This is a genomic window from Arthrobacter sp. E44 (assembly GCF_041877125.1).
GTDB lineage: Bacteria > Actinomycetota > Actinomycetes > Actinomycetales > Micrococcaceae > Arthrobacter.
In genome coordinates this window covers 23,420-46,744 of the sequence record NZ_JBHDJA010000015.1, presented here as the reverse complement: position 1 = coordinate 46,744, position 23,325 = coordinate 23,420, and the positions used below count along the sequence as shown (strand labels likewise).

Below are 23,325 nucleotides of genomic sequence, written 5' to 3'. Positions count from 1 at the left end.
AGCGTAACAAAACCATCACCCACACCCACATGGAGGAACACCGCAATGGCACTTGGCGGCAACCCGATCTTCAACGGAAAAAGTTTCCGTGGAGCCACCCAGGCACCGCCTGTCCCGCAGGCTCCTTATGGCGCTCCCTACGGCCAGCAGTCATACGGCCAGCCGTCATACGGCCAGGCACCCTACGGCCAGCAGGGCTGGGGCACGCAGCCGCAGAACATGACCGACGAACAGCTGCGGCAGATGTACGCCCAGCCGTCCGCCGGTCCCGCAGACACCGGCCGCATGACCTTTGACGACGTCATCATGAAGACCGCGGCCTGCCTCGGTGCAGTGATTGCCGGCGCCGCAGTGACCCTTGTGGTGGCGCAGGGTTTGGCCTCCCTGCTGATGATCGTCGGCGCACTGGGCGGCTTCGTCCTGGCCCTGGTCAACACCTTCAAGAAGCAGCCCTCTCCGGCACTGATCCTCGCCTACGCGGCCCTGGAAGGGCTCTTCCTCGGCGGCTTGACCCGGATCCTCGACGGCATGTTCCCCGGCGTCGGCCTGCAGGCCGTGATTGGAACGCTTTCCGTCTTCGCTGTGACCCTGGTCCTCTTCAAGAGCGGCAAGGTCCGGGCCACGCCCCGCGCCATGCGGTTCTTCATGATCGCCGTTATCGGCTACGCCGTGTTCGCGCTGATCAACATGATCATGATGTGGACCGGCGCCGTGCAGAGCCCGTTCGGCCTGCGCACCTCCGTCGAGATCTTTGGCATCCCGCTGGGCGTCTTCATTGGCCTGCTGGCCATCGGGCTTGCTGCCTTCTCGCTCATCATGGACTTCACCAGCATTGAGGAGGGTGTCCGCAGCGGCGCCCCTCAGCGCTTCTCCTGGACGGCGGCCTTTGGCCTGACCGTCACCCTGGTGTGGCTGTACGTGGAGATCATCCGCCTGCTGGCCATCCTCCGCGGCGACGACTAGGCACCCAGGCAGCTTCCGCCGTCGTAGGTTAAACGGCCGTGGGCCCCACCAAACCGGTGGGGCCCACGGCCGTTTAAGGCATCATGCTGCCGCCTCCCGGCTAGGCAATCCGCATGGCCCCGGCGGCAGGGGTGACAGTAAAGATGTCCGGTGCGGTGAAGCCGGCGTCGGCGAAAGCCTTCACGACGGCGTCACGCACCTTTTGTTCGGCGTCCACAGGGGTCAGCGCGATGGCTGCTCCGCCGAACCCGCCGCCCGTCATGCGGGCGCCGATGGCCCCGTTGGCCCGCGAGGTGTCCACAGCCAGGTCCAACTCGGGGCAGGAAATCTCGAAATCGTCGCGCATGGAGGCGTGGCTCGCGTCCAGCAGGGGACCGATGGCGCTGGGGCCGGGGCCGCCCAGCAGCTCAACGGTCTGGAGCACCCGGTCATTCTCGGTGACCACGTGCCGCACCCGCCGGAATGTCACCTCGTCCAGCAGGCCGCTGGCCTCCTCAAGATCGCCCACCTGGACGTCCCGCAGGGCCTTCACTCCCAGTACTTCGGCGCCCAGCTCGCAGGATGCGCGCCGTGAGGCGTAGCCCCCGTCAGAGTGCGAGTGCGACACCTTCGTGTCGATCACCAGGAGCACCAGGCCCGCGGGCCCCGTCTCGAAGGGCACCAGGCTTGCCGTCTGGTCCCGGCAGTCCAGGAAGACTGCGTGGCCCTCTGAGCCGCGCAGCGACGCGGACTGGTCCATGATGCCCGTGGGCGCTCCGACAAAGTCGTTTTCCGCCCGCTGGGTGGCGAGCACCATGTCCTGGGCAGCCAGGCCGGCGCCCGTGAGGTCGTTGAGGGCCGTGATGACCGCGCATTCGATGGCGTGCGACGACGAGAGGCCGGCTCCGAGCGGCACGTTTGAGTCCAGGAGCAGGTCCAGTCCGGGGACCTCGATGCCCTTCTCCCGAAGGGCCCACACGACGCCCAGGGGGTACTTGGTCCAGCCCTTCGCTGTGCCGGGCTGCAGCGAGCCGATGGTGGTGCTGACCACGCCTTGGTCCCCGTAGGTGGACAGCAGCCGTACGGTGTCGTCCCGGCGGACGGCAACGGCCACGCGGGCGGTGCGGTCGATGGCGAAGGGAAGGACGAAGCCCTCGTTGTAGTCGGTGTGTTCGCCGATGAGGTTCACCCGCCCCGGAGCCTGCCATACGCCGTCGGGCGCGCTGCCGAACTCCTGCTCGAAGCGGGCGTCAAGGTCTACACGGGCGGCAGGTGCCGTGCCGGCCTGGTCCTGTTCCTGAATGCTCATGCTGAGGCTCCTTCCGGGGTGGCCGCCATGGCGGCAGCAGGCGTGGACGACGGCGGGACCACCACTGCGCGCAGCCGCTCCGCCACGATTTCCGGCGTCGTGTCGTTGATGAAGGCGCCCATGGCTGCCTCCGACCCGGCCAGGTACTTCAGTTTATCGGCGGCCCGGCGGGGGGAAGTCAGCTGGAGGTGGAGGTAGCCGGCCGGCCGGAGGACGTCGTCCAGCGGCGCCTGGTGCCAAGCGGAAATGTAGGGCGTTGGCGTGGGGTACAGCGCATCCACACGTTTGAGCAGGTCCAGGTAGACCTGGGCCAGCTCATCCTTCTCCTCCCCGCCCAGCGCGGCCAGGTCGTGGACATGGCGGTGCGGAACGAGGTGGATTTCCAGCGGCCAGCGGGCTGCGAAAGGCACGTAGGCGCTGAAGTGACTGCCTTCAAGGATCATCCTGCTGCCGTCTTCCCGTTCGGCACGCAGCAGCGAGCCGGTCAGGGTGTCCCTGCCGTCTTTTGCGTCGTAGTACTTCCTGGCGGCGGCACCCAGGACTCCTGCGCGCGGTGTGACATATGGGTAGGCGTAGATCTGGCCATGGGGGTGGTGCAGCGTCACACCGATATCGGCCCCGCGGTTCTCGAACGGGAAGACCTGCTTGATGCCTTCCATGGCGCTGAGGGCAGCGGTGCGCTGCGACCACGCCTCGATCACCGTGCGGGAGCGCTCCGGGGTCAGGCCGCTGAAGGACCCCGTGTGTTCGGGGGTGAAAGACACTACTTCGCAACGGCCGTAGGCAGGTCCTTTCGTTCCCCATGCGGCACCGTCCGGCACTGGTCCCAGGGCCGGCCCCAAGGAGGGGAACCGGTTTTCGAAGACCACAACGTCGTAATCGGCGGCAGGAATTTCGGAAGCGTTGCCCGGCGTGGTGGGACAAATGGGGCACTGGTCTGCCGGGGGGAGGTGGGTACGGGCCTGGCGATGTGCGGCGATGGCCACCCATTCGTCCGTCAGCGCATCGAAGCGGACCTCGCCCGGTTCACCCCGCGGCGGCAGCCCGCGGTGGTCTGTGGTGAGGTGTTCCGCGCGCGAGGTCGTGGTGCCGGCGTCGTCGAAGTAGATCAGCTCCCGGCCGTCGGAGAGTGTGGTGCTGGTAATCCCTGTCATGCAAAAAGTCTCGCATAAACGCTCAAGAATGAATAGTTAACAACAAAAAGTAACAGTGCGGCGTATGCGAAGACCCGGGCCGCGCGTTGTACGGTATTGGCCATGACAGCCTCTTCTGAACAGGGAACTACCGCACCCTCCGCAGCCCGGCCATGCGCTACCGGCCGGCAATACGAGCTGCGGCGCGGCGATGCCGTTGCCGTGGTCACCGAACTCGCCGCCGGACTTCGCTCCTTCACGCGGGGAGAGGTCCTGCTGACCGAGACCTATGGCGATGATGAGATCGCCCCCGGCGGTGCCGGCATCACGCTGGCGCCCTGGGCCAACAGGGTGGAGGACGGGCAGTGGATCCTGGACGGCAGGAAGCAGCAACTGGACATCACCGAGGTGTCCCGCAACAACGCCAGCCACGGCCTGCTCCGCAACACCGGCTACGCGCTGGTGGGGGAGTCCCCGCACGCCGTCGCACTGGAGGCGGCAGTCTTCCCGCAGCACGGCTACCCGTTCCTGGTGCGGCACCGCGTGGAGTACCAGCTCTCGGGAGACCTGGGGCTGCACGTCCGGCAAACCCTCACCAATGATTCTGACGCAGCTGCACCGTTCGTCCTCGGCGCGCACCCTTACCTGCGCGTTGGCGACGCCCCCGTGGAAGAACTGCAGCTGACCGTTGCCGCCGATACCCGGCTGGTGACCGATGAGCGCCTGATCCCGCGTAGTTCTGCCCCCGTGGACGGGGACACCGACTTCCGCTCCGGCCGGCACGTTGCGGACATAGCCGTGGACGTGGCCTTGACCGACTTGCAGTACGAGGACGGAAAGGCCCGGCACACCCTGGCCGCGGCCGACGGCAGCGCGGTGTCGCTCTGGCAGGATGAAGCCTGCCGCTACGTCCACGTCTATGTGAGCACGCTGTACCCGGGCCGGACCCGCGCTGTGGCCGTGGAGCCCATGACGGGACCAGCCAACGCGTTCAACTCCGGTGACGGCCTTCGATGGCTGCCCCCGGGAGAGTCCTTCAGCATGGAATGGGGCATCGACTACACGCCAGGCGGGGCGGGCCGGTAGTTTGCCCTGCCTCTAGTTTGCATTGGGGCGCTGCTGGGGAAGTATGGGGATATGACGCCTAAAGAGGACGACGTTACCCTTGCCCATACAGCGCCCGCCCGTACCGCTCCAGCACCGGCGGCCGCGGCTGCGCCCCTGCGCGTCCTGACTGACCGTGAGCTGGACAGGGACATACCCTACGGAATCCGCATCGCGGCGTCCTGGTCATGGCGCCTGGGCCTGATCCTCCTGATGGCAGGGACGCTGGTGTGGCTGCTCAGCCACATCACCCTCCTGATCATCCCCATCATGGTGGCCGCCCTCCTCGCCGGGCTGCTCAGCCCGGTGACAGCCTGGCTGAAGCGGCGCGGACTTCCGGCTGGGCTCGCCGTCGCGGTCACCATCCTGGGCTTCATCGGAGTCATTGTCGGTGCGCTCGCCCTGGTGGGCAGGCAGCTGGCCGTCGGCTTCAGCGAACTCTACTCGCAGGCGCTGGAAGGCGTTCGGCAGGTCCAGGACTGGCTGTCCGCAGGTCCGCTGCATCTCACCGCAGACCAGATCGACCAGTACATCAAGGAAGCCACCGATGCGGTGCAGAACAACAGCAGCAGCATCGTCAGCGGGGCCCTGTCCGTCGGCAGCACCGCCGGCCACTTCGCAGCCGGAATGCTCCTCTCCCTCTTCATCCTCATCTTCTTCCTCCTGGAAGGTGACCGGATCTGGGCGTTCCTGGTCCGGATGCTTCCGCGCAAGGCCAGGGCCGCCACGTTCGGCGCAGGCCGCAAGGGGTGGGCCTCCATGGTCAGCTATGCGCGCATCCAGATGTTCGTCGCCGCCGTCGACGCCCTTGGCATCGGCGTAGGCGCCGCTATCCTGGGCGTCCCGTTGGCGCTTCCCCTCGCAGTTCTGGTGTTCCTTGGCTCGTTCATCCCCGTGGTGGGCGCCCTGGTGACCGGCGCCGTCGCCGTCCTGCTGGCGCTGGTGGCCAATGGACCCGTCAACGCCCTGATCATGTTGGCAATCGTCCTCGCGGTCCAGCAGCTTGAGGGCCACATCCTGCAGCCGCTGGTCATGGGCAAGGCAGTATCGCTCCACCCGGTGGCCGTGATCCTCAGCGTCGCCGCCGGCTCCTACCTTGCCGGCATCCCCGGCGCGCTGTTCTCAGTGCCCATCCTGGCCGTAGCAAACTCGGCCATTCGCTACATCGCGGCCAGAACGTGGGAACATGAACAGGTGCCGGTTGTCGCCGGGAAGCCCATTACAGCCGGAGCGGGCGGGGACAACACCATCCAGGACGTTGAACCACCCTCTGCATCCGACGCAGGAAGGGACACGGCGGCCGGCACTGCAGCCGAACACCGTGATGCCCGCACCTCCTCCTCCGTGGAGGGCCCAGGGGCAGAACCCAGAGGAGAGTAGTCCGTGAAGATCCTTGAAACCCTTCCCGTCACGCTGGACGATGTCCTTGAGGCGCAGAAGCTGCTTGATGGGATTATCGCGCGCACACCCGTGGAGTCGTCCCGGGCGCTGGGCGGCATGGTGGACGGGGACGTCTACTTCAAATGCGAGAACCTGCAGCGTGCGGGCTCGTTCAAGGTCCGCGGAGCCTATGTCCGGATGGCGCGGCTCTCTCCTGACGAGAAGAAGCGCGGCGTGGTGGCGGCCTCCGCCGGCAACCATGCCCAAGGCGTTGCAGTCGCTGCCAAAAGTCTTGGCATCAAGGCCCGGATCTACATGCCCCTGGGCGTAGCACTGCCCAAGCTTGCCGCCACGCGGAGCCATGGCGCCGAAGTCGTCCTGCACGGGCACAACGTGGACGAGGCGCTCGCCGAAGCCCAGCGCTACAGCAATGAAACCGGCATGGTCTTCGTGCACCCGTTCGACAATGTGGACGTAGTGGCGGGGCAGGGGACTGTGGGCCTGGAGATCCTGGAACAGGTGCCCCACGTGGACACCGTCCTCATGGGTGTGGGCGGCGGTGGCCTCCTGGCGGGAGTCGCCGTGGCCATCAAGGCCCGCGCCCGCGAACTTGGCCGGGAGATCCGCATCATCGGCGTCCAGGCGGAGAACGCTGCAGCCTACCCGCCGTCGCTCGCCGCAGATGCGCTGGTGCCGCTCAAGAAGGTCTCCACCATGGCGGACGGCATCGCTGTGGGGCGGCCGGGGCAGCTGCCCTTCAGCATCATCCGGGAACTGGTGGACGACGTTGTCACGGTCAGCGAGGACTCCCTGGCCCGTGCCCTGATCTTCCTGCTGGAACGGGCCAAGATGGTGGTGGAACCCGCGGGCGCAGTGGGCGTGGCCGCCCTCATGGACGGCAAGATCGAGAACCCGGGCACCACGGTGGCCGTGCTGTCCGGCGGCAATATCGACCCCATGCTGATGCTCAAGGTCATCCAGCGCGGCCTTTCCGCCGCAGGCCGGTACATGACGGTCCGCATGATGCTTGATGACCGGCCCGGTTCACTGGCAACCATCGCCCGCATCATTGCCGAAAACGATGCCAACGTTACCGGCCTTGACCACACCAGGGTGGGGGGCTCCATCAGCATGGGCGACGTCTCCATCACCGTGAACCTGGAGACCAAGGGCCACCAGCACGGGGAGCAGGTCCTCAGCGCACTGCGTGCCGAGGGTTTCCAGCCGATCGTGGTGCATTAGGAGCGGCCATGGCCGGATTGGGTAACGGCTTCACCGGTAACGGGCGAAGCCCCGAGCGGCAGACCATCGCGGCCCGCGCAAAGGGCGGACTGGTGGTGCTGGGCGGTTTCCTGGCCCTGCTGTTCGCCATTGAAGTGGTCAATACCCTGATGATGGGCGCCCTCACCCGGACCTTCGGCCTGCGGCCCAGGAGCCCCGACGGACTGCTGGACATCTTCACCTTCCCGCTCCTGCACGCAAACCTGAACCATCTCCTGTCCAACAGCCTGCCCCTGGTGATCTTCGGCTTCCTGGTGTTCCTCTCCGGGCTGCGCGTCTTCCTCACCGCCCTGGCTTTCAGCTGGCTGGGCAGCGGCCTGACCGTCTGGTTCATCGGGAACGGTGTCACGGTGGGTGCTTCCGGCCTGGTGTTCGGGCTTTTCGCGTTCCTCCTGGTCCGAGGGTTCTTCAACCACAGCTGGCGGCAGATCCTGCTCGCCGTGGTTCTCTTCCTGGGCTATGGGAGCATCCTGCTCGGCGCATTGCCCTTCGTAGCCGGCTATGTCAGCTGGCAGGCGCACCTTGGCGGTGCGGCCGGCGGGGTGGTGGCCGCCCTGCTGCTGCGTCCGCGCACCCCAGCCATTGGGCGGGGACTCTAAGGGCAGGCCCTCAACGCGGCCTGCCCCACCATGAACTAAAAGAAGAGCGGCGGCCGTCCCTGTGGGGACGGCCGCCGCTCTTCAGCCGGCATGGCTTCCTGCCTCATCACACAGCTTGTGCCGTGCAGGGCCAGGGCTAGCCGGTGTACGGCTTGGCGGAAAGGATCTCCACCTTGATCTCCTTGCCGTTGGGCGCGACGTAGCTGAGGCTCTCGCCCTCTTTGTGGCCCAGGATGGCAGAACCGAGGGGCGACTTCTCGCTGAAGACGTCCAGGTCCGAGTCGCCCGCGATTTCGCGTGATCCGAGCAGGAAGGTCTCCTCGTCACCGGCGATCCTGGCCACTACGATCATGCCGGGTTCCACGATGCCGTCATCGGCAGGTGCTTCACCCACATGGGCATCGCGGAGCAGGGCCGTCAGTTGGCGGATGCGGGCTTCGATCTTGCCCTGCTCCTCCTTGGCCGCGTGGTAGCCCCCGTTTTCCTTGAGGTCCCCCTCTTGCCGCGCTGCTTCAATCTTCTGGACGATCTCCGCCCGGCCTGCGCCGGAAAGGTGGTCCAGCTCTGCCTTCAGGCGGTCAAAAGCTTCCTGGGTCAGCCAGGCTGCAGATGCGCTGTTGGTGGTAGACACGGACTTCTCCTCTAGTGGTCCTACATGCAAAAGACCCCGCCACGGTGGCCACTTGTGGAACAGTAACCAGCTCAGCGGGGTAAAGGTATCTCTCTATTGTAGTCAATCCTCTGGAGATAACCCAACAGGGAAGCGTTGCAGATCACATGCCCTATGACTCTCCACGGGGGATCCAGCAGCTGTCCACCACGCCGGACACGGACGCCGACTCCGTGCGCAAGGTGACGCGCTGGGCCACTGTCCTGCCGCCGTCGGCCGTTCCATCAGCCGCCGATGGCGGAATGTCCACCACCTTCCAGCCCACCACCGCGAATTTGGAATCCAGCGCCTTCACGGCGCATTTGACCGGATTGCCCGGTTCGCGGGTGACCTGGAAGTCCACCTCGGCGAGCGTGGCATCGGTGGTGCTGTACCCCACGTCCTTGTACGTCACGCCGGAAAGGGAATTGGAGGTGGTGACCCAGGCCAGGAACCCGATGCCGGCGGCCATCGCGACGGCGATCGCAGCCCGCGCGGCCTTGGGGGAGAGCCGGCGCTTTTTAGCACCATAGCGATTGGCTAGGCTAGTGTCTGCGGGCGCGGGTTGGGCCGGCTGGTCCGGGGAAGTCACCAGACCAGTTTAGTTCCCTTTCCGCCGCCGCCTTGCGGTGGCTGCAACTGCCGGTGAGGCAATGTTCCCGCGACCATCATCCGTAAGCTGCCACTAGCCGCAAAAGAAAAATAAGGAGCCGTCCCTTCCATGACAGCGTCCAGCAACTCCCAGGTGCCGCTCCGGCTGCTCGCGGTCCACGCCCACCCGGATGACGAGTCCAGCAAGGGCGCTGCGACGATGGCAATGTACGCGGCAGCCGGAGTGGACGTACTGGTGGCAACCTGCACGGACGGGTCCCGGGGCGACATCCAAAACCCTGCCGTCGAAGGTGAACCGCATCCCAAGCGGGACATGGCGGGCGCCCGCCGGCTCGAGATGCAGCGGGCCGCCGCCATCCTGGGCATCCGCCAGCGGTGGCTCGGCTTTGTCGATTCAGGCCTTCCCGAAGGCGACCCGCTCCCGCCGCTGCCCGCCGGTTCCTTCGCCACGCTGCCGCTGCACCAAGCGGCAGCGCCCCTGGTGCGGCTGGTCCGTTCCTTCAAACCGCACGTCATACTCAGCTATGACGAGAACGGCGGATACCCGCACCCGGACCACATCATGGCCCACCGCGTTGCGGTGGAAGCCTTTGAAGCCGCCGGCGATCCCAGCCGCTATCCGGACGCGGGGGAGGCCTGGGAACCCAGCAAGCTCTATTACGACCGCGCCTTCAGCCCCGAGCGGTTCCGCGCGCTGCACTTTGCGCTGGAAGAGGCCGGGCTGCAGTCGCCCTACGCCGAGCGGCTGGCAGCCTGGCTGGAGTCCGACGCCGAGGGGCACACCCCGCCGCCGGCCGCGCACCCCACCACCACGCAGATTGACTGCGGCGACTTTTTCGAAATGCGCGACGATGCGCTGCGCTCCCACCGCACCCAGGTGGACCCCCTCGGGTTCTTCTTCGCCGTTTCGCCGGACATGCAGCGCCGCGTCTGGCCGTGGGAGGACTATTCGCTGATCCACTCCCGGGTGCACTCGGAACTCCCCGAGAAGGACCTGTTCGCGGGGCTAAGATAGACAAGGCAGGCTATTTCTATCCCGCGTAGAAGATGGGCCCGTGACGGCCCCATCCGTCCGCTGCCTGCTGCATCCGTTCCACCAGAAGGTATCCACCGTGCATTCTCTGCTCCTCACCCTCGCCACCACGCCGACCCCGATGCCCACCCCCACGCTGCGGGACGGCATCTCCGAGGACCAGGTGACGCCGGGCCTGCTGGGGTTCATCATGACGGCTTTCTTTGTGGTGGCAACCGCCCTGCTCATCGTTGACATGGTGCGGCGGATCCGAAGGGTGCGCTACCGCGCCCAGGTGGAGGAAGAGCGCATGGCGGCGGCAGCTGCGGCAGACGTGGACGCGGCGGACGTCCAGGACGGGCTCGACGACGGCACGCACCCTTCTGCGGACCCTTCTGCGCCGGACTTCAAGGGCAACGGCCCGGCGAACGGGCTTTCGCAGCCGCGCGAGTAGGCATGTTCCCGGGGGCGTCCGGTCCCTCGAAGAGGACTGCCGGCTTTAGGCGAGGACGGCCAGTGCGATCGCCACGAAGTGGGCGGCGAAGGCGAGCACCGTGAGGGCGTGGAACAGTTCGTGGAAGCCGAAGTGGTGGTAGCTGAAGTTGGGTTTCTTCAGGGCGTAGAAAACAGCGCCAGTGATGTAGAGGACCCCGCCCACGCAGATCAGCACGGCCGAGGGGACACTCGCCTGGAAGAACTGTGGCAGGTAGAAGAGGGCGCCGCAGCCCAGTGCGATGTAGATGGGCACGTAGAGCCAGCGGGGCGCATCAGTCCACAGCAGCCGGAAGAGCACGCCAAGGATGGCCCCTGACCAGATCACCCATAGGAGCACCACTGCCTGCTGGCGTTCCAGGAGTGTCCATGCCAGCGGTGTGTAGGTGCCGGCGATCACCAACATGATGTTGGTGTGGTCCAGCCGCTTCAGGACGAGTTTCACGCGCGGGGACCAGTTGCCGCGGTGGTAAACCGCACTGACTCCGAACAGCAGGACGCCGGTGGCAGCGTAGACGGCAGAGGTGATCCTGCGGTCCGGGGTGGGCGCAAGGGCCACCAGGATGGTGCCCGCGGCCAGAGCCAGCGGCGCGGTGACCGTGTGGATCCAGCCCCGCCACCTCGGCTTGATCATCAGCAGTTCCGCCAGGCGGACGGCGGCGTCATCCACGGTGTTGGATTCCGGTTTCGAGTCGGCGTTCCGGTCCTCTCGCCGGGGTGACGGGGAGTCCGTGGGGGAGTTGCTGTCCATGCCCCCAGAATAACTTACGGGGCGGTAAGTTACCCGTCGGTAACAATGCTGCGCTGTTGTTGTTCCATGCCGCCGGTCCCGGGGTCCCGCCGGCGGTAGCCTAGGATGTGGATGTACGTACGGCAGGAAAGTCAGGTGAGTGGACGCGTGGAGTTGCCCGGGTTCCTCTATGGCTATTACGAGCGCCGGCTGCTCAAGGACCTCCCGAGGGACCGGATTCCCCGACACATTGGTGTCATGGTGGACGGCAACCGCCGCTGGGCCAAACAGTTCAATGCACCCACCAGTCAGGGCCACCAGGCCGGCGCTGACAAGATCCACGAATTCCTCGGCTGGTGCCAGGAACTCGGCGTCAAGGTGGTGACGCTCTACATGCTGTCCACGGACAACATGAACCGCTCCAGCGAGGAACTTGATCTCCTGATGGGCATCATCGCCAACACGCTGGACCGGCTGGACGAGGACGCCAACATTTCGGTCCATGCCATGGGTGCTCCTGAACTGCTTCCCGACTACCTGGCCGAACGGCTCAACAAGCTCACCGCCAGGACCCCCGTCCGGGAGAAGATCCACGTCAACGTCGCCGTGGGATACGGCGGCCGCCGGGAGATCGTGGACGCCGTCCGGGAACTGCTCCATGACGCCGTCGCCAAGGGCATGGACATCTCAAAGCTTGCCGATGACCTGTGCGTCGATGACATCTCACGCTTCCTCTACACCCGCGGCCAGCCGGACCCGGACCTTGTGATCAGGACGTCAGGGGAGCAGCGGCTTTCAGGCTTCCTCATGTGGCAGAGCGCCTACAGCGAGTTCTACTTTTGCGAGGCACTGTGGCCGGCCTTCCGCAAGGTGGATTTCCTCCGCGCCCTGCGCGACTACGCGGGCCGGCAACGGCGCTTTGGGGCCTGAAACCCCCGGTTCACCACGAGTTCATACATCCGCCGGAGAAATCGCCGCCAAATGGTTGCGGAAATGGCCTGCTGTGGATTTACGTTATATCCATCAGCAGGCAAAACCGCCGGCTGATCGGGGAGGCCAGTACATGGAGCGAAACATCGCACCGGTTGTATGGGAGGCCGGACCCGGCCTCGTGGCCGAGCCGCCTCACCACTAACAATTCCGGGCTTGCGCCCGGGGCTGGAGTCGATGTGGCTACTTCTGAACAACTGCCCGAGGTCCTGGTTGGACAGGGCAGGAAAGCTACCTCTCGCATTGAGCGAAACACCTCTGAAACCGGCGCGGCAACTGATGCTGCGGCCGGTTTTGCTGTCTCCGGAAGGGAAGCCGACATCCACACTTTCGTCATCGACACCTCCGTCCTGCTCTCCGATCCCCGCGCACTCCTGCGGTTCGCCGAACACGAGGTGGTTGTCCCCGTCGTCGTCATCACCGAACTCGAAGCCAAGCGGCACGACCCGGAGCTGGGCTACTTCGCCCGGAAGGCCCTGCGGCTCCTGGATGACCTCCGGGTCAAGCATGGCGGCCTGAACCAGCCCCTCCCCATTGGCGACGAGGGCGGCACCCTGATGGTGGAGCTCAACCACATCTCCTCCGAAGTCCTGCCCCTGGGCTTCCGCAGCGGCGACAACGACAGCCGGATCCTCGCCGTGGCCAAGAACCTGGCCAACGAGGGACGCAACGTCACCGTAGTCTCCAAGGACCTGCCCATGAGGGTCAAAGCCTCCGCCATGGGCCTCACCGCTGACGAATACCGCAACGAACTGGTCAAGGACTCCGGCTGGACCGGCGTCGCCGAAGTGGAAGCCGACGAGCAGGAGATCGCCACCCTGTACGGCCACGAGCCTGTCTTCATCCCCGCCGCCGCCGAACTGCCCGTCAACACCGGGCTGGTGCTACTCTCCAACCGCGGCTCGGCGCTCGGCCGGGTGGGTGCCGACAAGCAGGTCCGCCTGGTCAAGGGCGACCGGGACGTGTTCGGACTCCACGGCCGGTCCGCCGAGCAACGGCTGGCCATCGACATGCTGATGGATCCCGCCGTCGGCATCGTCTCCATCGGCGGCCGCGCCGGTACCGGCAAGTCCGCACTGGCCCTCTGTGCAGGCCTCGAGGCGGTGCTGGAACGCCGCGAACACCGCAAAGTGATCGTCTTCAGGCCCCTCTACGCCGTGGGCGGCCAGGAACTCGGCTACCTGCCGGGCTCCGAGTCGGAGAAGATGAACCCCTGGGCGCAGGCAGTCTTCGACACCCTGGGCGCATTGGTCAGCCAGGAAGTGGTGGAGGAGGTCATGGACCGCGGCATGCTCGAAGTCATGCCGCTCACCCACATCCGCGGACGCTCCCTCCACGACGCCTTCGTGATCGTCGATGAGGCCCAGTCCCTCGAAAAGAACGTCCTCCTCACGGTCATGAGCCGCATCGGCCAAAACTCGAAGATCGTCCTCACCCACGACGTCGCCCAGCGGGACAACCTCCGCGTGGGCCGCCACGACGGAATCGCCGCCGTCGTCGAAACCCTCAAAGGACACCCGCTCTTCGGCCACGTCACCCTCACCCGCTCCGAGCGCTCGCCCATCGCAGCGCTCGTGACGGAACTCCTCGAGGGCTAAGTCACCAACGCAGGGACCGTGGCCTGGTTCGCCGGGCCACGGCCCTCTCTTTAGGCGATGCCGAGGAACCGCGCTGCTGCTTCGTGGCCCTCGACCCGCAGCTCCCAGTCGGGTCGCTTGAACGTTTCCGGGGTGACCCGGACCAGTTGGACTGTTTGGACTTGGCTCCCCCAGGCTTTGCGGGTGGTGCCGTTGGGTTCGTAGCCGAGGGAGCGGGATACGCCCAGGGAGGCTTCGTTCCAGGCGGCGGCCTCAGATTCGGCGACTTCCGCGCCGAGCCAGTCGAAGGCCCAGAGGACGACGGCGGCGCGCATCTCTTTGCCAAGGCCCCGGCCCTGGGCGGACTGCTTGAGCCACGAGCCGGTGGACATTGTCTTGAGGGCCGGGAAGTCCTTGGCCCCGACGTCCTGGCAGCCGATGAACTGGCCCTCGTGCCAGATGCCCAGGAGCAGCGTCCAGTTTTCCGGCGTGCACTCGGCCCTGCAGCGCCAGTACCAGCGGGCCATGTTGGGGCCGAGTTCGTCGTCGGGCAGCTCTGTCCAGGGATTGCTGAAGGGGTTGCTGCCGGGCTCGTGGATGCCGCTGCGGGCCGCTTCGACGGCTGCGGGGATGTCCTGGTCGGTGATGGGACGGAGTTCCAGTCGCGGCGTGGCCAGGGTGAGGTCGAACAGGGGCCAGATGGAGCTCATTGTCGTCATCCGCGAAGCGTAGTCCATCCGCGCCGGAAGGACCTGTCACGTCAGGCAGGAACGTCCCAGCTGATGTGCCTGCGGACGTCGGTGAGGTTCATGGACTGAGCCAGGAACAGGTCGTCGAGCATGTACTCATCCACGGCAAGGATCCGGATCCAATGGCCATATCCTTCCGTGCCGGCCTCCAGCGATCTGCTGGAAACGCACACGCCGGTGCCGGCGTCCACGCGAAGCCGGGAAGTGCCCGGAAGGCACAGCGGGGCGGCCGGATCAGCGGGCCGGTAGGCGGCGCTGGGCGCCACAACCGCCTCAAGGACGGGCCGGCCCTCGTGGTCACCCTGCCGGACCTCCCGGATATCCAGGGCGTTGCTGCCCGGAAACTCGATGGGTACAGGAGCGCTGCCGGCGAGTTCCACGGGGTCCAGCGCAGCCGCAAAGCGGCCGTTGCCGAACCCTGGCTCGCCGTAGGCCGCTTCAGGCCGGCGCCGCACCAGCCCGCCGTCGTCGTACACGGGCGTGACCAGGTGGGGAGGCAGGAGCCAGGACTTTCGGGTGGCGCTCACATAGAAGTCGGCTTTGGAATCGTTGATGCCCGTGGTGCTGTGCAAAACCAGCCCTTCCGGGCTTTCCAGCCGAAGCGCCCCGGGCCGGCGCAACCAGGCACGCACAAAAGGTGCGCCGGGAGCCGGGGCGGATTCAAAGGGCTGGTCCCAGTACTCAAACCTCAGCGACTGCCACTTCCAAGGGGATGACCGGCAGAGGTTCCGGAACGTGCCGGCCAGGTCGGCCGGGGCGGCAGGAGGGCCGGGCGCAGCAGGGTCCGAAGCGGGGCGGCGGCGGGAGTCCCAGGTGGACATATCCACATTTTACGCGGGGGCGCTACGGCCGGAATGGGTGCATCCAGTAGCATCCGAGGAGTGATCGGACGACTCGGCGACCTCTGGCAGCACACCCCGCTGGCCTTCTGGCTGGTCCTGGCGGCCTGCCTGTACTTTGCGGTGATGGCCGTCCGGCTTACCATCATCGATGTCCGGCACCACCTCCTGCCCAACAGGATCGTTTTCCCGTCCTACGCGGTGGCGGGCGCGCTCCTGCTCCCGGCGGCCGCAGTAGCGTGGGCCAGCCCGGACGCAGGAGACACAGGAGCGATCCTGGCCACTCCTGCCCTTCGCGTGGTGGCCGGAGCAGGCATCCTGTGGCTGTTCTATTTCGTGCTCCGGTTTATCTATCCGCCGGGCATGGGCTTTGGCGACGTCAAGCTCGCAGGAGTACTGGGCATGTACCTTGGCTACCTCAGCTGGGGGCACCTGTTCGCGGGAACTTTCCTGGCTTTCCTGCTGGGCGGGCTGTGGTCCGTGGCCCTGCTGGCGGCCCGGCGGGGAACCCTGAAGTCCGCCATCCCGTTCGGCCCGTTCATGCTCGCCGGGGCCGCCGCCGCCATGCTGCTGCCCGCCTGAGCGCTTTGCGATGCGGCAAGGACCTGTTGGATAGGCTGTGGTTATGCCTGCACCCGAATATGTCCTGAAGCTGCGCAAGAAGATCGGCAACGACCCCCTTTGGGTTCCCGGGGTCCGCGGGGTAGTGGTGGATGATGCGGGCAGGATCCTGCTGGCCCAGCGGGCGGACAACCGGCAGTGGGCACTCATCAGCGGCATGCTGGACCCGGGAGAGCAGCCTGCCCGGGGCCTGGTCCGGGAGATCTTTGAGGAAACGGCCGTCGTGGCCGAAGCCGAACGCGTGGTGTCGGTCGGCGCGGTGGGTCCGTTCACCTATCCCAACGGCGATGTCTGCGAGTTCCTGGACGTGGTGTTCCTGTGCCGCTACGTCACCGGCGAGGCCAGGGTCAACGACGACGAATCCCTGGCCGTCGGCTGGTTCGGCCCGGACGAGCTTCCCGAACTCATGCCCGGACACCTCACCAGCATCCGCCAGGCCCTGGCACCTTCCGGGGCCGTCCACTTCGAACCGTAGGGACTCCCGGGCGCAAATGAAACAGGGGCGCCGCACCCCCCCCCAAAAAAAATTGCGGCCACCGTGTTGGTCTTCTTGGCTGCCGCCGGTGAGTGGCAAGTGCCGGCAGCCAGCCCGGCAGCGGCCAGGACAAGTGTCCGACGGCGGTCAGCGGCCCTGGGAAACCAGCTCGACGCCTGGGCCAGTGCAACTTTGCTGCTTCTGAGTTAAAGTGCGACGGCGGCCGGCCACCTTCCGTTCGAAAGGTGACCGGCCGCCGTCGAGCGTTAGCCGGTTGTGCCGGGGGACGTCAGGCCTTGTGGGCCGGGGACGTCATGGTGGTGACGTCCAGCGCCTTCTCCAGGTCGGCTTCGGAGACCTTGCCTTCGCCGTCGCCGACGAAGCCCAGCTTCTCGGTGGCCTGGCGGATGGTCAGGCCTTCCTTGACGGCGGTCTTGGCGATCTTGGCGGCGTTCTCGTAGCCGATGTACTTGTTCAGCGGCGTGACGATGGACGGCGATGCCTCGGCCAGGAAGCGGGCGCGCTCCACGTTGGCCGTGATGCCATCGATCATCTTGTCCGCCATGACCCGGCTGGTGTTGGCCAGCAGGCGGATGGACTCCAGCAGGTTGGCGGCCATCACCGGGATGCCGACGTTGAGTTCGAAGGCGCCGTTGGTGCCCGACCAGGCGATGGTGGTGTCGTTGCCGATGACCTGGGCGGCCACCATGATGGAGGCCTCGCAGATGACCGGGTTGACCTTTCCGGGCATGATGGACGAACCGGGCTGCAGGTCCGGGAGGGCGATTTCGCCAAGGCCCGTGTTGGGGCCCGAACCCATCCAGCGAAGGTCGTTGTTGATCTTCATGAAGGAGATGGCGATGTTGCGCAGCTGGCTGGATGCCTCGATCAGGCCGTCGCGGTTGGCCTGGGCCTCGAAGTGGTCGCGGGCCTCGGTCAGCGGCAGGCCGGTGTCCGTGGCGAGCAGTTCGATGACGCGCTCCGGGAAGCCGGCGGGGGTGTTGATGCCGGTGCCTACGGCGGTGCCGCCCAGCGGAACCTCGGCAACGCGGGGGAGTGAGGCGTTAATGCGCTCGATGCCGTAGCGGACCTGGGCCGCGTAGCCGCCGAACTCCTGGCCCAGGGTCACCGGGGTGGCGTCCATGAGGTGGGTGCGGCCGGACTTGACGACGTCCTTGAACTCGGCGGCCTTGCGCTCCAGCGACTCGGCCAGGTAGCCGAGGGCGGGGATGAGGTCGTTGATCAGCGCGGAGGTGGCCGCAACGTGGACCGAGGTGGGGAACACGTCGTTGGAGGACTGCGAGGCGTTGACGTGGTCGTTCGGGTGGACAACCTTGTCGCTGCCGGCCGCCTTCAGTGCACGCGTGGCCAGCTCGGCGATGACCTCGTTGGTGTTCATGTTCGAGGAGGTGCCGGAGCCGGTCTGGAAGACGTCGATGGGGAAGTCGCCGTCGTACTTGCCGGCGGCCACCTCATCGGCAGCGTCTGCAATCGCCTTGGCCAGCTCGCCGTCGAGCACGCCCAGTTCTGCGTTGGCCTGGGCAGCTGCCTTCTTGACCCGGGCCAGCGCCTCGATGTGGGTGCGCTCCAGGGTCTTGCCGGAAATAGGGAAGTTCTCCACTGCCCGCTGCGTCTGCGCGCGGTACAGTGCGTTCACGGGGACGCGGACTTCGCCCATCGTGTCATGTTCAATGCGGAACTCTTCAGTGGAAGTCATGGGGCTAGCTTATGGCGATCGGGCGCCCCATCGAAAACCGTTAAGGGTGCATTGCCGGCGGCCCGTTGGACCGCCGGCAAGTTGCTTTTAGAGCTCGCCGATTCCGGAAACAAGGTCGGCGCGGCCCTCTGCCAGGCGGTAGGAGAGACCGATGACTGCGGTCCGGCCCTCCTCGATTGCGGTGGAAATCACACGCGAGCTGTCCGCGAGGCGCTGCGACATCTGCTTGACGTTCTCCACCACCATGTCGTTGACCTCGGGCTGGTTGTTCCGCAGGGAGGTGAGGACGGAGGGGGTGATGCGTTCCACGAGGTCGCGGATGAATCCCGCCGGCATCTCGCCGGTCTCAACGGCGTCCTTGGTGGCCGTGACGGCACCGCAGTTGTCGTGCCCAAGCACCACGATCAGCGGCACCCCCAGCACGGCGACGCTGTATTCCAGGGAGCCCAGGACGGCGTCGTCAATTACTTGCCCGGCCGTGCGGACCACGAAGACGTCGCCCAAGCCGACGTCGAAAATGATTTCAGCCGCAAGGCGGGAGTCGGAGCAGCCGAAGATCACCGCGAAGGGGTTCTGGGTCTCCACCAGTGAGGAGCGCCGTGAGGCGTTCTGGTTCGGATGGGAGGACTCGCCGTTTACGAAACGTTCGTTGCCTTCGCGCAGGCGGCGCCATGCCAGTGCAGGGGTGAGGTTAGTAGCCATGCTTACTACATTAAGGCGCGGCAGTGGCGGACGGTGAAACTGTGACGGCAGGGTTGGCGTCAAGGGAGGCCACGACGGCGGCCGCCAGTGTTGCGAACTCGTCCAGTTGGGCGGCCCCGGAGAGGACGACGGTGCTGCCCTTGTAGTTCAGGATCATCGACTTTTCGCCCTTGCCGGTATCCCGCAGTTCCCACTCCTTGCCGCCGGCGTTCCGCGAGCCGGTGACGGGTGCATTCTTGGTCTGCTGTAGGAGCCAGGTGGGGTTGGCCTTGGTGGTCTGCACCAATCCGATAAAGGACGCCTTGGGGGTCAGGTAGCCAACCTCCCACGTGGGCACGCCACTGGCCGTTCCGCCCTCCCACCGGGCGTAGTTCGCACGGAACGCGTTGCCGGTGTCCGGCGCAACGGGTGTGAATCCAGCCACATCTGCCGCATTCCGCGCCACCGATGCAACATCGACGTCCGGCCGGAAGCCCTCGCCCTTGGGCTGGGGATTCATCAGGACCACGGGCAGGAACGCCGCAATGCTGAGCACCAGGGCGATGATCATGCCGATCACCGAGGCGTTGGCCCGCTTGGCGGCCGCCGCCGGAATGACGGGCTTGACGGGAGTTTCCGCACTGCTGCCGGAAGCGGCGGGGCGGCCTTCGGGCTGTGCCTCGCCGGAGCTGGGACTGGTGGCTTCCTGCATGTCGTTCACCCCTCTATAGTCGCCCATCCCTGAGCCGGACTTCCATTCGGGCCCGGCCGCGGCCCGGCACCACCTCCAGAGGTACATTGCGGGACCGCGTCATGGGCCGCCCATGGCGAGGCGCCGCGACTATGATCGATAGCAGAGGAATCACCGTTCTGCTGCACCGGCGGGCGGGTTCAATGATCGCCACTCGAAGAAGAGGTTCACGTGTCACCAGCGTCCATGACCCAGAAGTACTCCACGATTTCACCGTCCCTTGCGGTGGGCCACGACGAGCCGGACCGCAACCTTGCCCTTGAACTCGTCCGCGTCACCGAGGCGGCCGCCATCGCCGGCGGCCACTGGGTTGGCTTCGGCGACAAGAACACCGCTGACGGCGCAGCCGTCGATGCCATGCGTTCCTTCCTGCAAACCGTCCACTTCAACGGCGTCGTGGTGATTGGCGAGGGCGAAAAGGACGAAGCCCCCATGCTGTTCAACGGAGAGCGCGTGGGCGACGGCACCGGCCCCGAAGTGGATGTGGCTGTTGACCCGATCGACGGAACACGCCTGACCGCCCTGGGCATCAACAACGCGCTGGCCGTCCTGGCCGTTGCCGAACGCGGCTCCATGTTCGATCCCTCGGCCGTGTTCTACATGGAGAAGCTGGTCACCGGCCCCGAAGCCGCGGACATGGTGGACCTGCGCCTGCCGGTCAAGCAGAACCTGCACCTGATTGCCAAGGCCAAGGGCGTCAAGGTCAACCAGCTGAACGTCATGATCCTTGACCGCGACCGCCACCGCCCGCTGGTGGAGGAAATCCGCGAAGCCGGTGCACGCACCAAGTTCATCATGGACGGCGACGTTGCCGGCGCCATCGCCGCAGCCCGCTCCGGAACCGGCGTGGACGCGCTGATGGGCATCGGCGGAACCCCCGAGGGCATCGTGGCCGCCTGCGCCATCAAGTCCCTGGGCGGCGTCATCCAGGGCCGCCTGTGGCCCACCAGCGACGAAGAGAAGCAGAAGGCCATCGACGCCGGCCACGACCTGGAACGCGTGCTGTCCACCAACGACCTCGTCTCCAGCGACAACTGCTACTTCGCGGCCACCGGCATCACCGACGGCGACCTGCTCAAGGGCGTCCGCTACTCCAAGGACAAGGTCCTGACCCAGTCCATCGTGATGCGCTCCAAGTCCGGCACCATCCGCTTCGTTGACGGCGAGCACCAGGCCAGCAAGTGGGAGAACTACGCCCGCAAGAGCTGATTCCCGTCGGTGCAGGTTCGCAAAGCCCCGGGGCGCCGCGCGCGCATCCGGGGTTTTGCCGTTAATGCCTTGGTATAGGGTTTAAGCCATGATTCCTGCTGTTGTGCCCTGTACTGACCGCGCCCTTTGGGACGAGCACGTTGACCGGTTCCAGGGGCATCCGCAGCAGCTGTGGGGCTGGGGCGAGACCAAGGCGGCGCACGGCTGGTCCGTGGACCGGGTCCTGGTCAAGGCCGGGGATGAAACCATCGGTGCCGCCCAGCTGCTGGTCCGCAGCCTTCCCGTCCCATTCCGGGCACTGGTCTACATTCCGCGCGGCCCCATGTGCTCCGTCGAAGATGCCCAGGTGGTCCTCAACCGGCTGGCCGAACACGCTGCCCTCCGGCACCGGGGCGTGGCCCTCAGCATCGAACCGGACTGGGACCGGGACTCCGCTTTCGCCGGTGCCGTGGCCGCTGCCGGATTCAGGGAGTCCACCAACACGGTGCTGATCCCGCGAACGCTCATCCTGGACCTCACCCGGACCGATGACGAACTGATGGCGGAGATGTCCAAGTCCACGCGGGCCAACATCCGCAAGTCGATGCGCAGCGACGTGGAATTCCGCAAGGTCAAGAACGATTCCGAGCTGGAACAGGTCCTGGCCATCTACCACCAGACCGCCGAGCGGGCGGGCTTCGGCATCCATGAGGACCAGTACTACCGCGACATCTTCCACAACCTCGGTGACGCCTCGCCCATCATCGGAGCGTTCGACGGCGAACAGCTGCTGGCGTTCACGTGGCTGTCGCGCAGCGGCACCACCGCCTTCGAACTTTACGGCGGCGTCTCCGCCGAGGGGCAGAAACAGCGCGTGAATTACGGCGTAAAGTGGGCTGCCCTGCAGTCCATGCGCGAGGACGGCTGCAGCCGGTACGACTTCAACGGCCTGCTCAACGACGGCATCTCCGACTTCAAGAAGCAGTTCGCCAGGCACGAAAACATGCTGCTGGGGACCTGGGAAAAGCCGCTCTCGCCCTTCTACCCCGCATACGCCAAGGCCATGCCGCTGGCGCGCAAGGGCCTCCAGAAGGGTCGCCAACTACTGAAAGGCGCGGCCGGACGGGTCGGCCCGCTGGTCCGGAAATTGCGCCCGGGCAACTGACTGAGCCAGGAAAGAAGGGCGACGCCGGCACCCGCTTGGGTGCCGTCGTCGCCCTTCTTTCCCGGGGCTAGAGTCCGGTGGTCACCGCGAAGGCCAGCGCCGGCTCGGCGCTTCCGGCCACCCAGTGGACGTTGACGGGGGCTTCCGCGGCCGCGATGAACGCGCTCCGGCCCCTGGACAGCTGCAGGTCGCCCCTGGGTGAGTCAAGGTACACCTCGCCGGCCACCACAATGACCACCGCGGCGCCGGACTGCGCCAGGGGTACGGGTCCCGAGTCCGGCCCCAGCTCGATGCGCTGCAGCTGGAACTCCTTGAACGGGGCGCGGAACAGTTCCTGGTCCATCACCGTCTTCTGGGCGTCCAGCATGGGCACTGCCACTGGGTGGAAATCGATGGTGTTCAGGAGTTCCGGGACGTCCACGTACTTGGGCGTCAGGCCCCCGCGCAGGACGTTGTCCGAGGAGGCCATGACCTCCACACCCAGCCCGTGCAGGTAGGCGTGCACGTTCCCGGCGGGGAGGTAGACAGCCTCCCCGGGCGTCAGCGAGATCCGGTTCAACAGCAGCGAGATCAGCACGCCGGGGTCGCCCGGGTACTTTTCGTTAAGGCTGATGACCGTGCCCAGCTCGGCCTGGTACGGCTCCAGGGAAGCGCGCGACAGCAGGGCTTCGACCACCAGGGCAGTATCTTCAGCCACGCCCTGGCCGCCAGTGATCAGCCGCTCGAAGGCCCGGCGCAGTCCTGCGCCTTCGTCCGCGGCGGCGAGATCGTCAATCAGGGCCTGGACCAGCGCGGGGGAGGAGGTTTCCTCGGGGAAGGCGTGGGTGATGTACTCGAAGATCTCCCGGGTTTCGGCGGCGGGCCGGAACCCGCACAGCGCCTCGAACGGAGTAAGCGCGAGAATCATCTCCGGCTTGTGGTTGTCGTCCTTGTAGTTACGGTTCGCGGCATGGGCATCCAGCCCGGCGGCGTTCTCCCGCGCGAACCCTGCCCGCGCCTGGTCAAGGCTCGGGTGGACCTGGAGGGAGAGGGGCTGCGCGGCGGCAAGGATCTTGGCCAGGAACGGCAGCCGGGGGCCGAAGGCGTTGACGGATTCCGCGCCCAGGAAGTGTTCCGGGTCCGATGAGATCAGGGCATCGAGGGGGCTCCGGGTGCCGTCTTCCGGCACGTGGGCCACCGACGGCGAGTCAGGGTGCGCGCCGATCCACAGTTCGGCCTCCGGGCCACCCGACTCGGGACGGCCCAGCAGCGAGGCGATGGCCGTCGTCGAACCCCAGGCGTAGTCCCGGAGGACGTTCTCAATCTCGTACAAAACCGTTCCGTTCCTTG

24 protein-coding genes are annotated in these 23,325 nt (G+C 66.3%); 13 read left to right on the top strand and 11 right to left on the bottom strand.

Going from position 1 to position 23,325, the window contains the following annotated elements:
• Positions 1-45 precede the first annotated feature (45 nt).
• Positions 46-963, top strand: coding sequence for a Bax inhibitor-1/YccA family protein (locus ACETK3_RS14210; RefSeq protein WP_373993092.1), 918 nt, complete (start codon positions 46-48; stop codon positions 961-963).
• A 100-nt stretch (positions 964-1,063) separates the two neighbouring features.
• Here ACETK3_RS14210 and galK read toward each other — a convergent pair whose 3' ends face one another.
• Positions 1,064-2,251, bottom strand: a complete 1,188-nt coding sequence (galK, locus tag ACETK3_RS14205) for a galactokinase (protein WP_306969368.1) — start codon at positions 2,249-2,251, stop codon at positions 1,064-1,066.
• Positions 2,248-3,405, bottom strand: coding sequence for a galactose-1-phosphate uridylyltransferase (galT, locus tag ACETK3_RS14200; protein ID WP_373993091.1), 1,158 nt, complete (start codon positions 3,403-3,405; stop codon positions 2,248-2,250). The genes galK and galT overlap by 4 nt, the downstream gene beginning before the upstream one ends.
• Before the next feature lie 102 nt (positions 3,406-3,507).
• Here galT and ACETK3_RS14195 point away from each other — a divergent pair, with 102 nt between their 5' ends.
• From ACETK3_RS14195 to ACETK3_RS14180, 4 genes are read left to right on the top strand one after another with little or no spacing between them, the layout of a single operon-like run.
• A complete protein-coding gene (locus ACETK3_RS14195) occupies positions 3,508-4,470 on the top strand; it encodes an aldose 1-epimerase family protein (protein WP_306969370.1) in 963 nt (320 codons plus the stop codon).
• A 51-nt stretch (positions 4,471-4,521) separates the two neighbouring features.
• Positions 4,522-5,868, top strand: coding sequence for an AI-2E family transporter (locus ACETK3_RS14190; RefSeq protein ID WP_236801569.1), 1,347 nt, complete (start codon positions 4,522-4,524; stop codon positions 5,866-5,868).
• A 3-nt stretch (positions 5,869-5,871) separates the two neighbouring features.
• On the top strand, positions 5,872-7,110 hold the full coding sequence (ilvA, locus tag ACETK3_RS14185) for a threonine ammonia-lyase (protein WP_373993090.1): 1,239 nt from the start codon (positions 5,872-5,874) through the stop codon (positions 7,108-7,110).
• 8 nt (positions 7,111-7,118) lie between these two features.
• The gene (locus tag ACETK3_RS14180) at positions 7,119-7,748 is read left to right on the top strand and encodes a rhomboid family intramembrane serine protease (RefSeq protein WP_236801573.1); all 630 of its coding nucleotides are present in this window, start codon (positions 7,119-7,121) and stop codon (positions 7,746-7,748) included.
• 136 nt (positions 7,749-7,884) lie between these two features.
• Here ACETK3_RS14180 and greA read toward each other — a convergent pair whose 3' ends face one another.
• Both greA and ACETK3_RS14170 read right to left on the bottom strand, forming a co-directional pair.
• Positions 7,885-8,379 carry a transcription elongation factor GreA gene (gene greA / locus ACETK3_RS14175; RefSeq protein WP_236801575.1) on the bottom strand — a complete coding sequence of 165 codons (495 nt, stop codon included), beginning with the start codon at positions 8,377-8,379 and terminating at the stop codon, positions 7,885-7,887.
• Positions 8,380-8,530: 151 nt separating this feature from the next.
• Positions 8,531-8,989 (bottom strand): DUF4307 domain-containing protein, encoded by a 459-nt coding sequence (locus ACETK3_RS14170; RefSeq protein ID WP_236801576.1) that lies wholly within the window; start codon positions 8,987-8,989, stop codon positions 8,531-8,533.
• A gap of 129 nt (positions 8,990-9,118) precedes the next feature.
• On the opposite strand from ACETK3_RS14170, the gene mca reads away from it, so the two are divergent.
• Complete coding sequence (gene mca / locus ACETK3_RS14165) at positions 9,119-10,024, top strand: mycothiol conjugate amidase Mca (protein WP_236801577.1); 906 nt, start codon at positions 9,119-9,121, stop codon at positions 10,022-10,024.
• 97 nt (positions 10,025-10,121) lie between these two features.
• Entirely contained in the window at positions 10,122-10,475 is a 354-nt protein-coding gene (locus ACETK3_RS14160) for a hypothetical protein (protein ID WP_236802803.1), read from the top strand.
• A gap of 45 nt (positions 10,476-10,520) precedes the next feature.
• Here the strand turns inward: ACETK3_RS14160 and ACETK3_RS14155 are convergent, their stop codons facing one another.
• Positions 10,521-11,162, bottom strand: a complete 642-nt coding sequence (locus ACETK3_RS14155; RefSeq protein WP_236802804.1) for a hemolysin III family protein — start codon at positions 11,160-11,162, stop codon at positions 10,521-10,523.
• Positions 11,163-11,411: 249 nt separating this feature from the next.
• On the opposite strand from ACETK3_RS14155, the gene ACETK3_RS14150 reads away from it, so the two are divergent.
• Both ACETK3_RS14150 and ACETK3_RS14145 read left to right on the top strand, forming a co-directional pair.
• Positions 11,412-12,173 carry an isoprenyl transferase gene (locus tag ACETK3_RS14150; RefSeq protein WP_272910836.1) on the top strand — a complete coding sequence of 254 codons (762 nt, stop codon included), beginning with the start codon at positions 11,412-11,414 and terminating at the stop codon, positions 12,171-12,173.
• 239 nt (positions 12,174-12,412) lie between these two features.
• Positions 12,413-13,831, top strand: a complete 1,419-nt coding sequence (locus ACETK3_RS14145) for a PhoH family protein (RefSeq protein ID WP_236801582.1) — start codon at positions 12,413-12,415, stop codon at positions 13,829-13,831.
• Positions 13,832-13,881: 50 nt separating this feature from the next.
• On the opposite strand, the gene ACETK3_RS14140 is transcribed toward ACETK3_RS14145, so the two are convergent.
• Together ACETK3_RS14140 and ACETK3_RS14135 are read right to left on the bottom strand one after the other, a co-directional pair.
• Positions 13,882-14,529, bottom strand: coding sequence for a GNAT family N-acetyltransferase (locus ACETK3_RS14140; protein WP_236821611.1), 648 nt, complete (start codon positions 14,527-14,529; stop codon positions 13,882-13,884).
• A gap of 41 nt (positions 14,530-14,570) precedes the next feature.
• A complete protein-coding gene (locus tag ACETK3_RS14135) occupies positions 14,571-15,380 on the bottom strand; it encodes a hypothetical protein (RefSeq protein ID WP_373993089.1) in 810 nt (269 codons plus the stop codon).
• Positions 15,381-15,440: 60 nt separating this feature from the next.
• On the opposite strand from ACETK3_RS14135, the gene ACETK3_RS14130 reads away from it, so the two are divergent.
• Positions 15,441-15,980: a prepilin peptidase gene (locus ACETK3_RS14130; RefSeq protein ID WP_373993088.1), complete on the top strand. Its 540-nt coding sequence runs from the start codon at positions 15,441-15,443 to the stop codon at positions 15,978-15,980.
• A 43-nt stretch (positions 15,981-16,023) separates the two neighbouring features.
• Positions 16,024-16,494: an NUDIX domain-containing protein gene (locus ACETK3_RS14125; RefSeq protein WP_236801589.1), complete on the top strand. Its 471-nt coding sequence runs from the start codon at positions 16,024-16,026 to the stop codon at positions 16,492-16,494.
• A 289-nt stretch (positions 16,495-16,783) separates the two neighbouring features.
• Here ACETK3_RS14125 and ACETK3_RS14120 read toward each other — a convergent pair whose 3' ends face one another.
• From ACETK3_RS14120 to ACETK3_RS14110, 3 genes are all read right to left on the bottom strand, one after another.
• Complete coding sequence (locus tag ACETK3_RS14120) at positions 16,784-18,211, bottom strand: class II fumarate hydratase (protein WP_373993087.1); 1,428 nt, start codon at positions 18,209-18,211, stop codon at positions 16,784-16,786.
• Between the two features lie 87 nt (positions 18,212-18,298).
• Entirely contained in the window at positions 18,299-18,913 is a 615-nt protein-coding gene (locus tag ACETK3_RS14115; RefSeq protein ID WP_236801597.1) for a carbonic anhydrase, read from the bottom strand.
• A gap of 10 nt (positions 18,914-18,923) precedes the next feature.
• Positions 18,924-19,604 carry a DUF4245 domain-containing protein gene (locus ACETK3_RS14110; RefSeq protein ID WP_306969421.1) on the bottom strand — a complete coding sequence of 227 codons (681 nt, stop codon included), beginning with the start codon at positions 19,602-19,604 and terminating at the stop codon, positions 18,924-18,926.
• A 225-nt stretch (positions 19,605-19,829) separates the two neighbouring features.
• On the opposite strand from ACETK3_RS14110, the gene glpX reads away from it, so the two are divergent.
• Together glpX and ACETK3_RS14100 are read left to right on the top strand one after the other, a co-directional pair.
• Positions 19,830-20,852, top strand: a complete 1,023-nt coding sequence (gene glpX, locus ACETK3_RS14105) for a class II fructose-bisphosphatase (protein WP_236802806.1) — start codon at positions 19,830-19,832, stop codon at positions 20,850-20,852.
• A gap of 88 nt (positions 20,853-20,940) precedes the next feature.
• Complete coding sequence (locus ACETK3_RS14100) at positions 20,941-21,996, top strand: peptidoglycan bridge formation glycyltransferase FemA/FemB family protein (RefSeq protein WP_236801610.1); 1,056 nt, start codon at positions 20,941-20,943, stop codon at positions 21,994-21,996.
• A gap of 67 nt (positions 21,997-22,063) precedes the next feature.
• On the opposite strand, the gene manA is transcribed toward ACETK3_RS14100, so the two are convergent.
• The gene (manA, locus tag ACETK3_RS14095; RefSeq protein ID WP_373993086.1) at positions 22,064-23,308 is read right to left on the bottom strand and encodes a mannose-6-phosphate isomerase, class I; all 1,245 of its coding nucleotides are present in this window, start codon (positions 23,306-23,308) and stop codon (positions 22,064-22,066) included.
• Between the last annotated feature and the right edge of the window lie 17 nt (positions 23,309-23,325).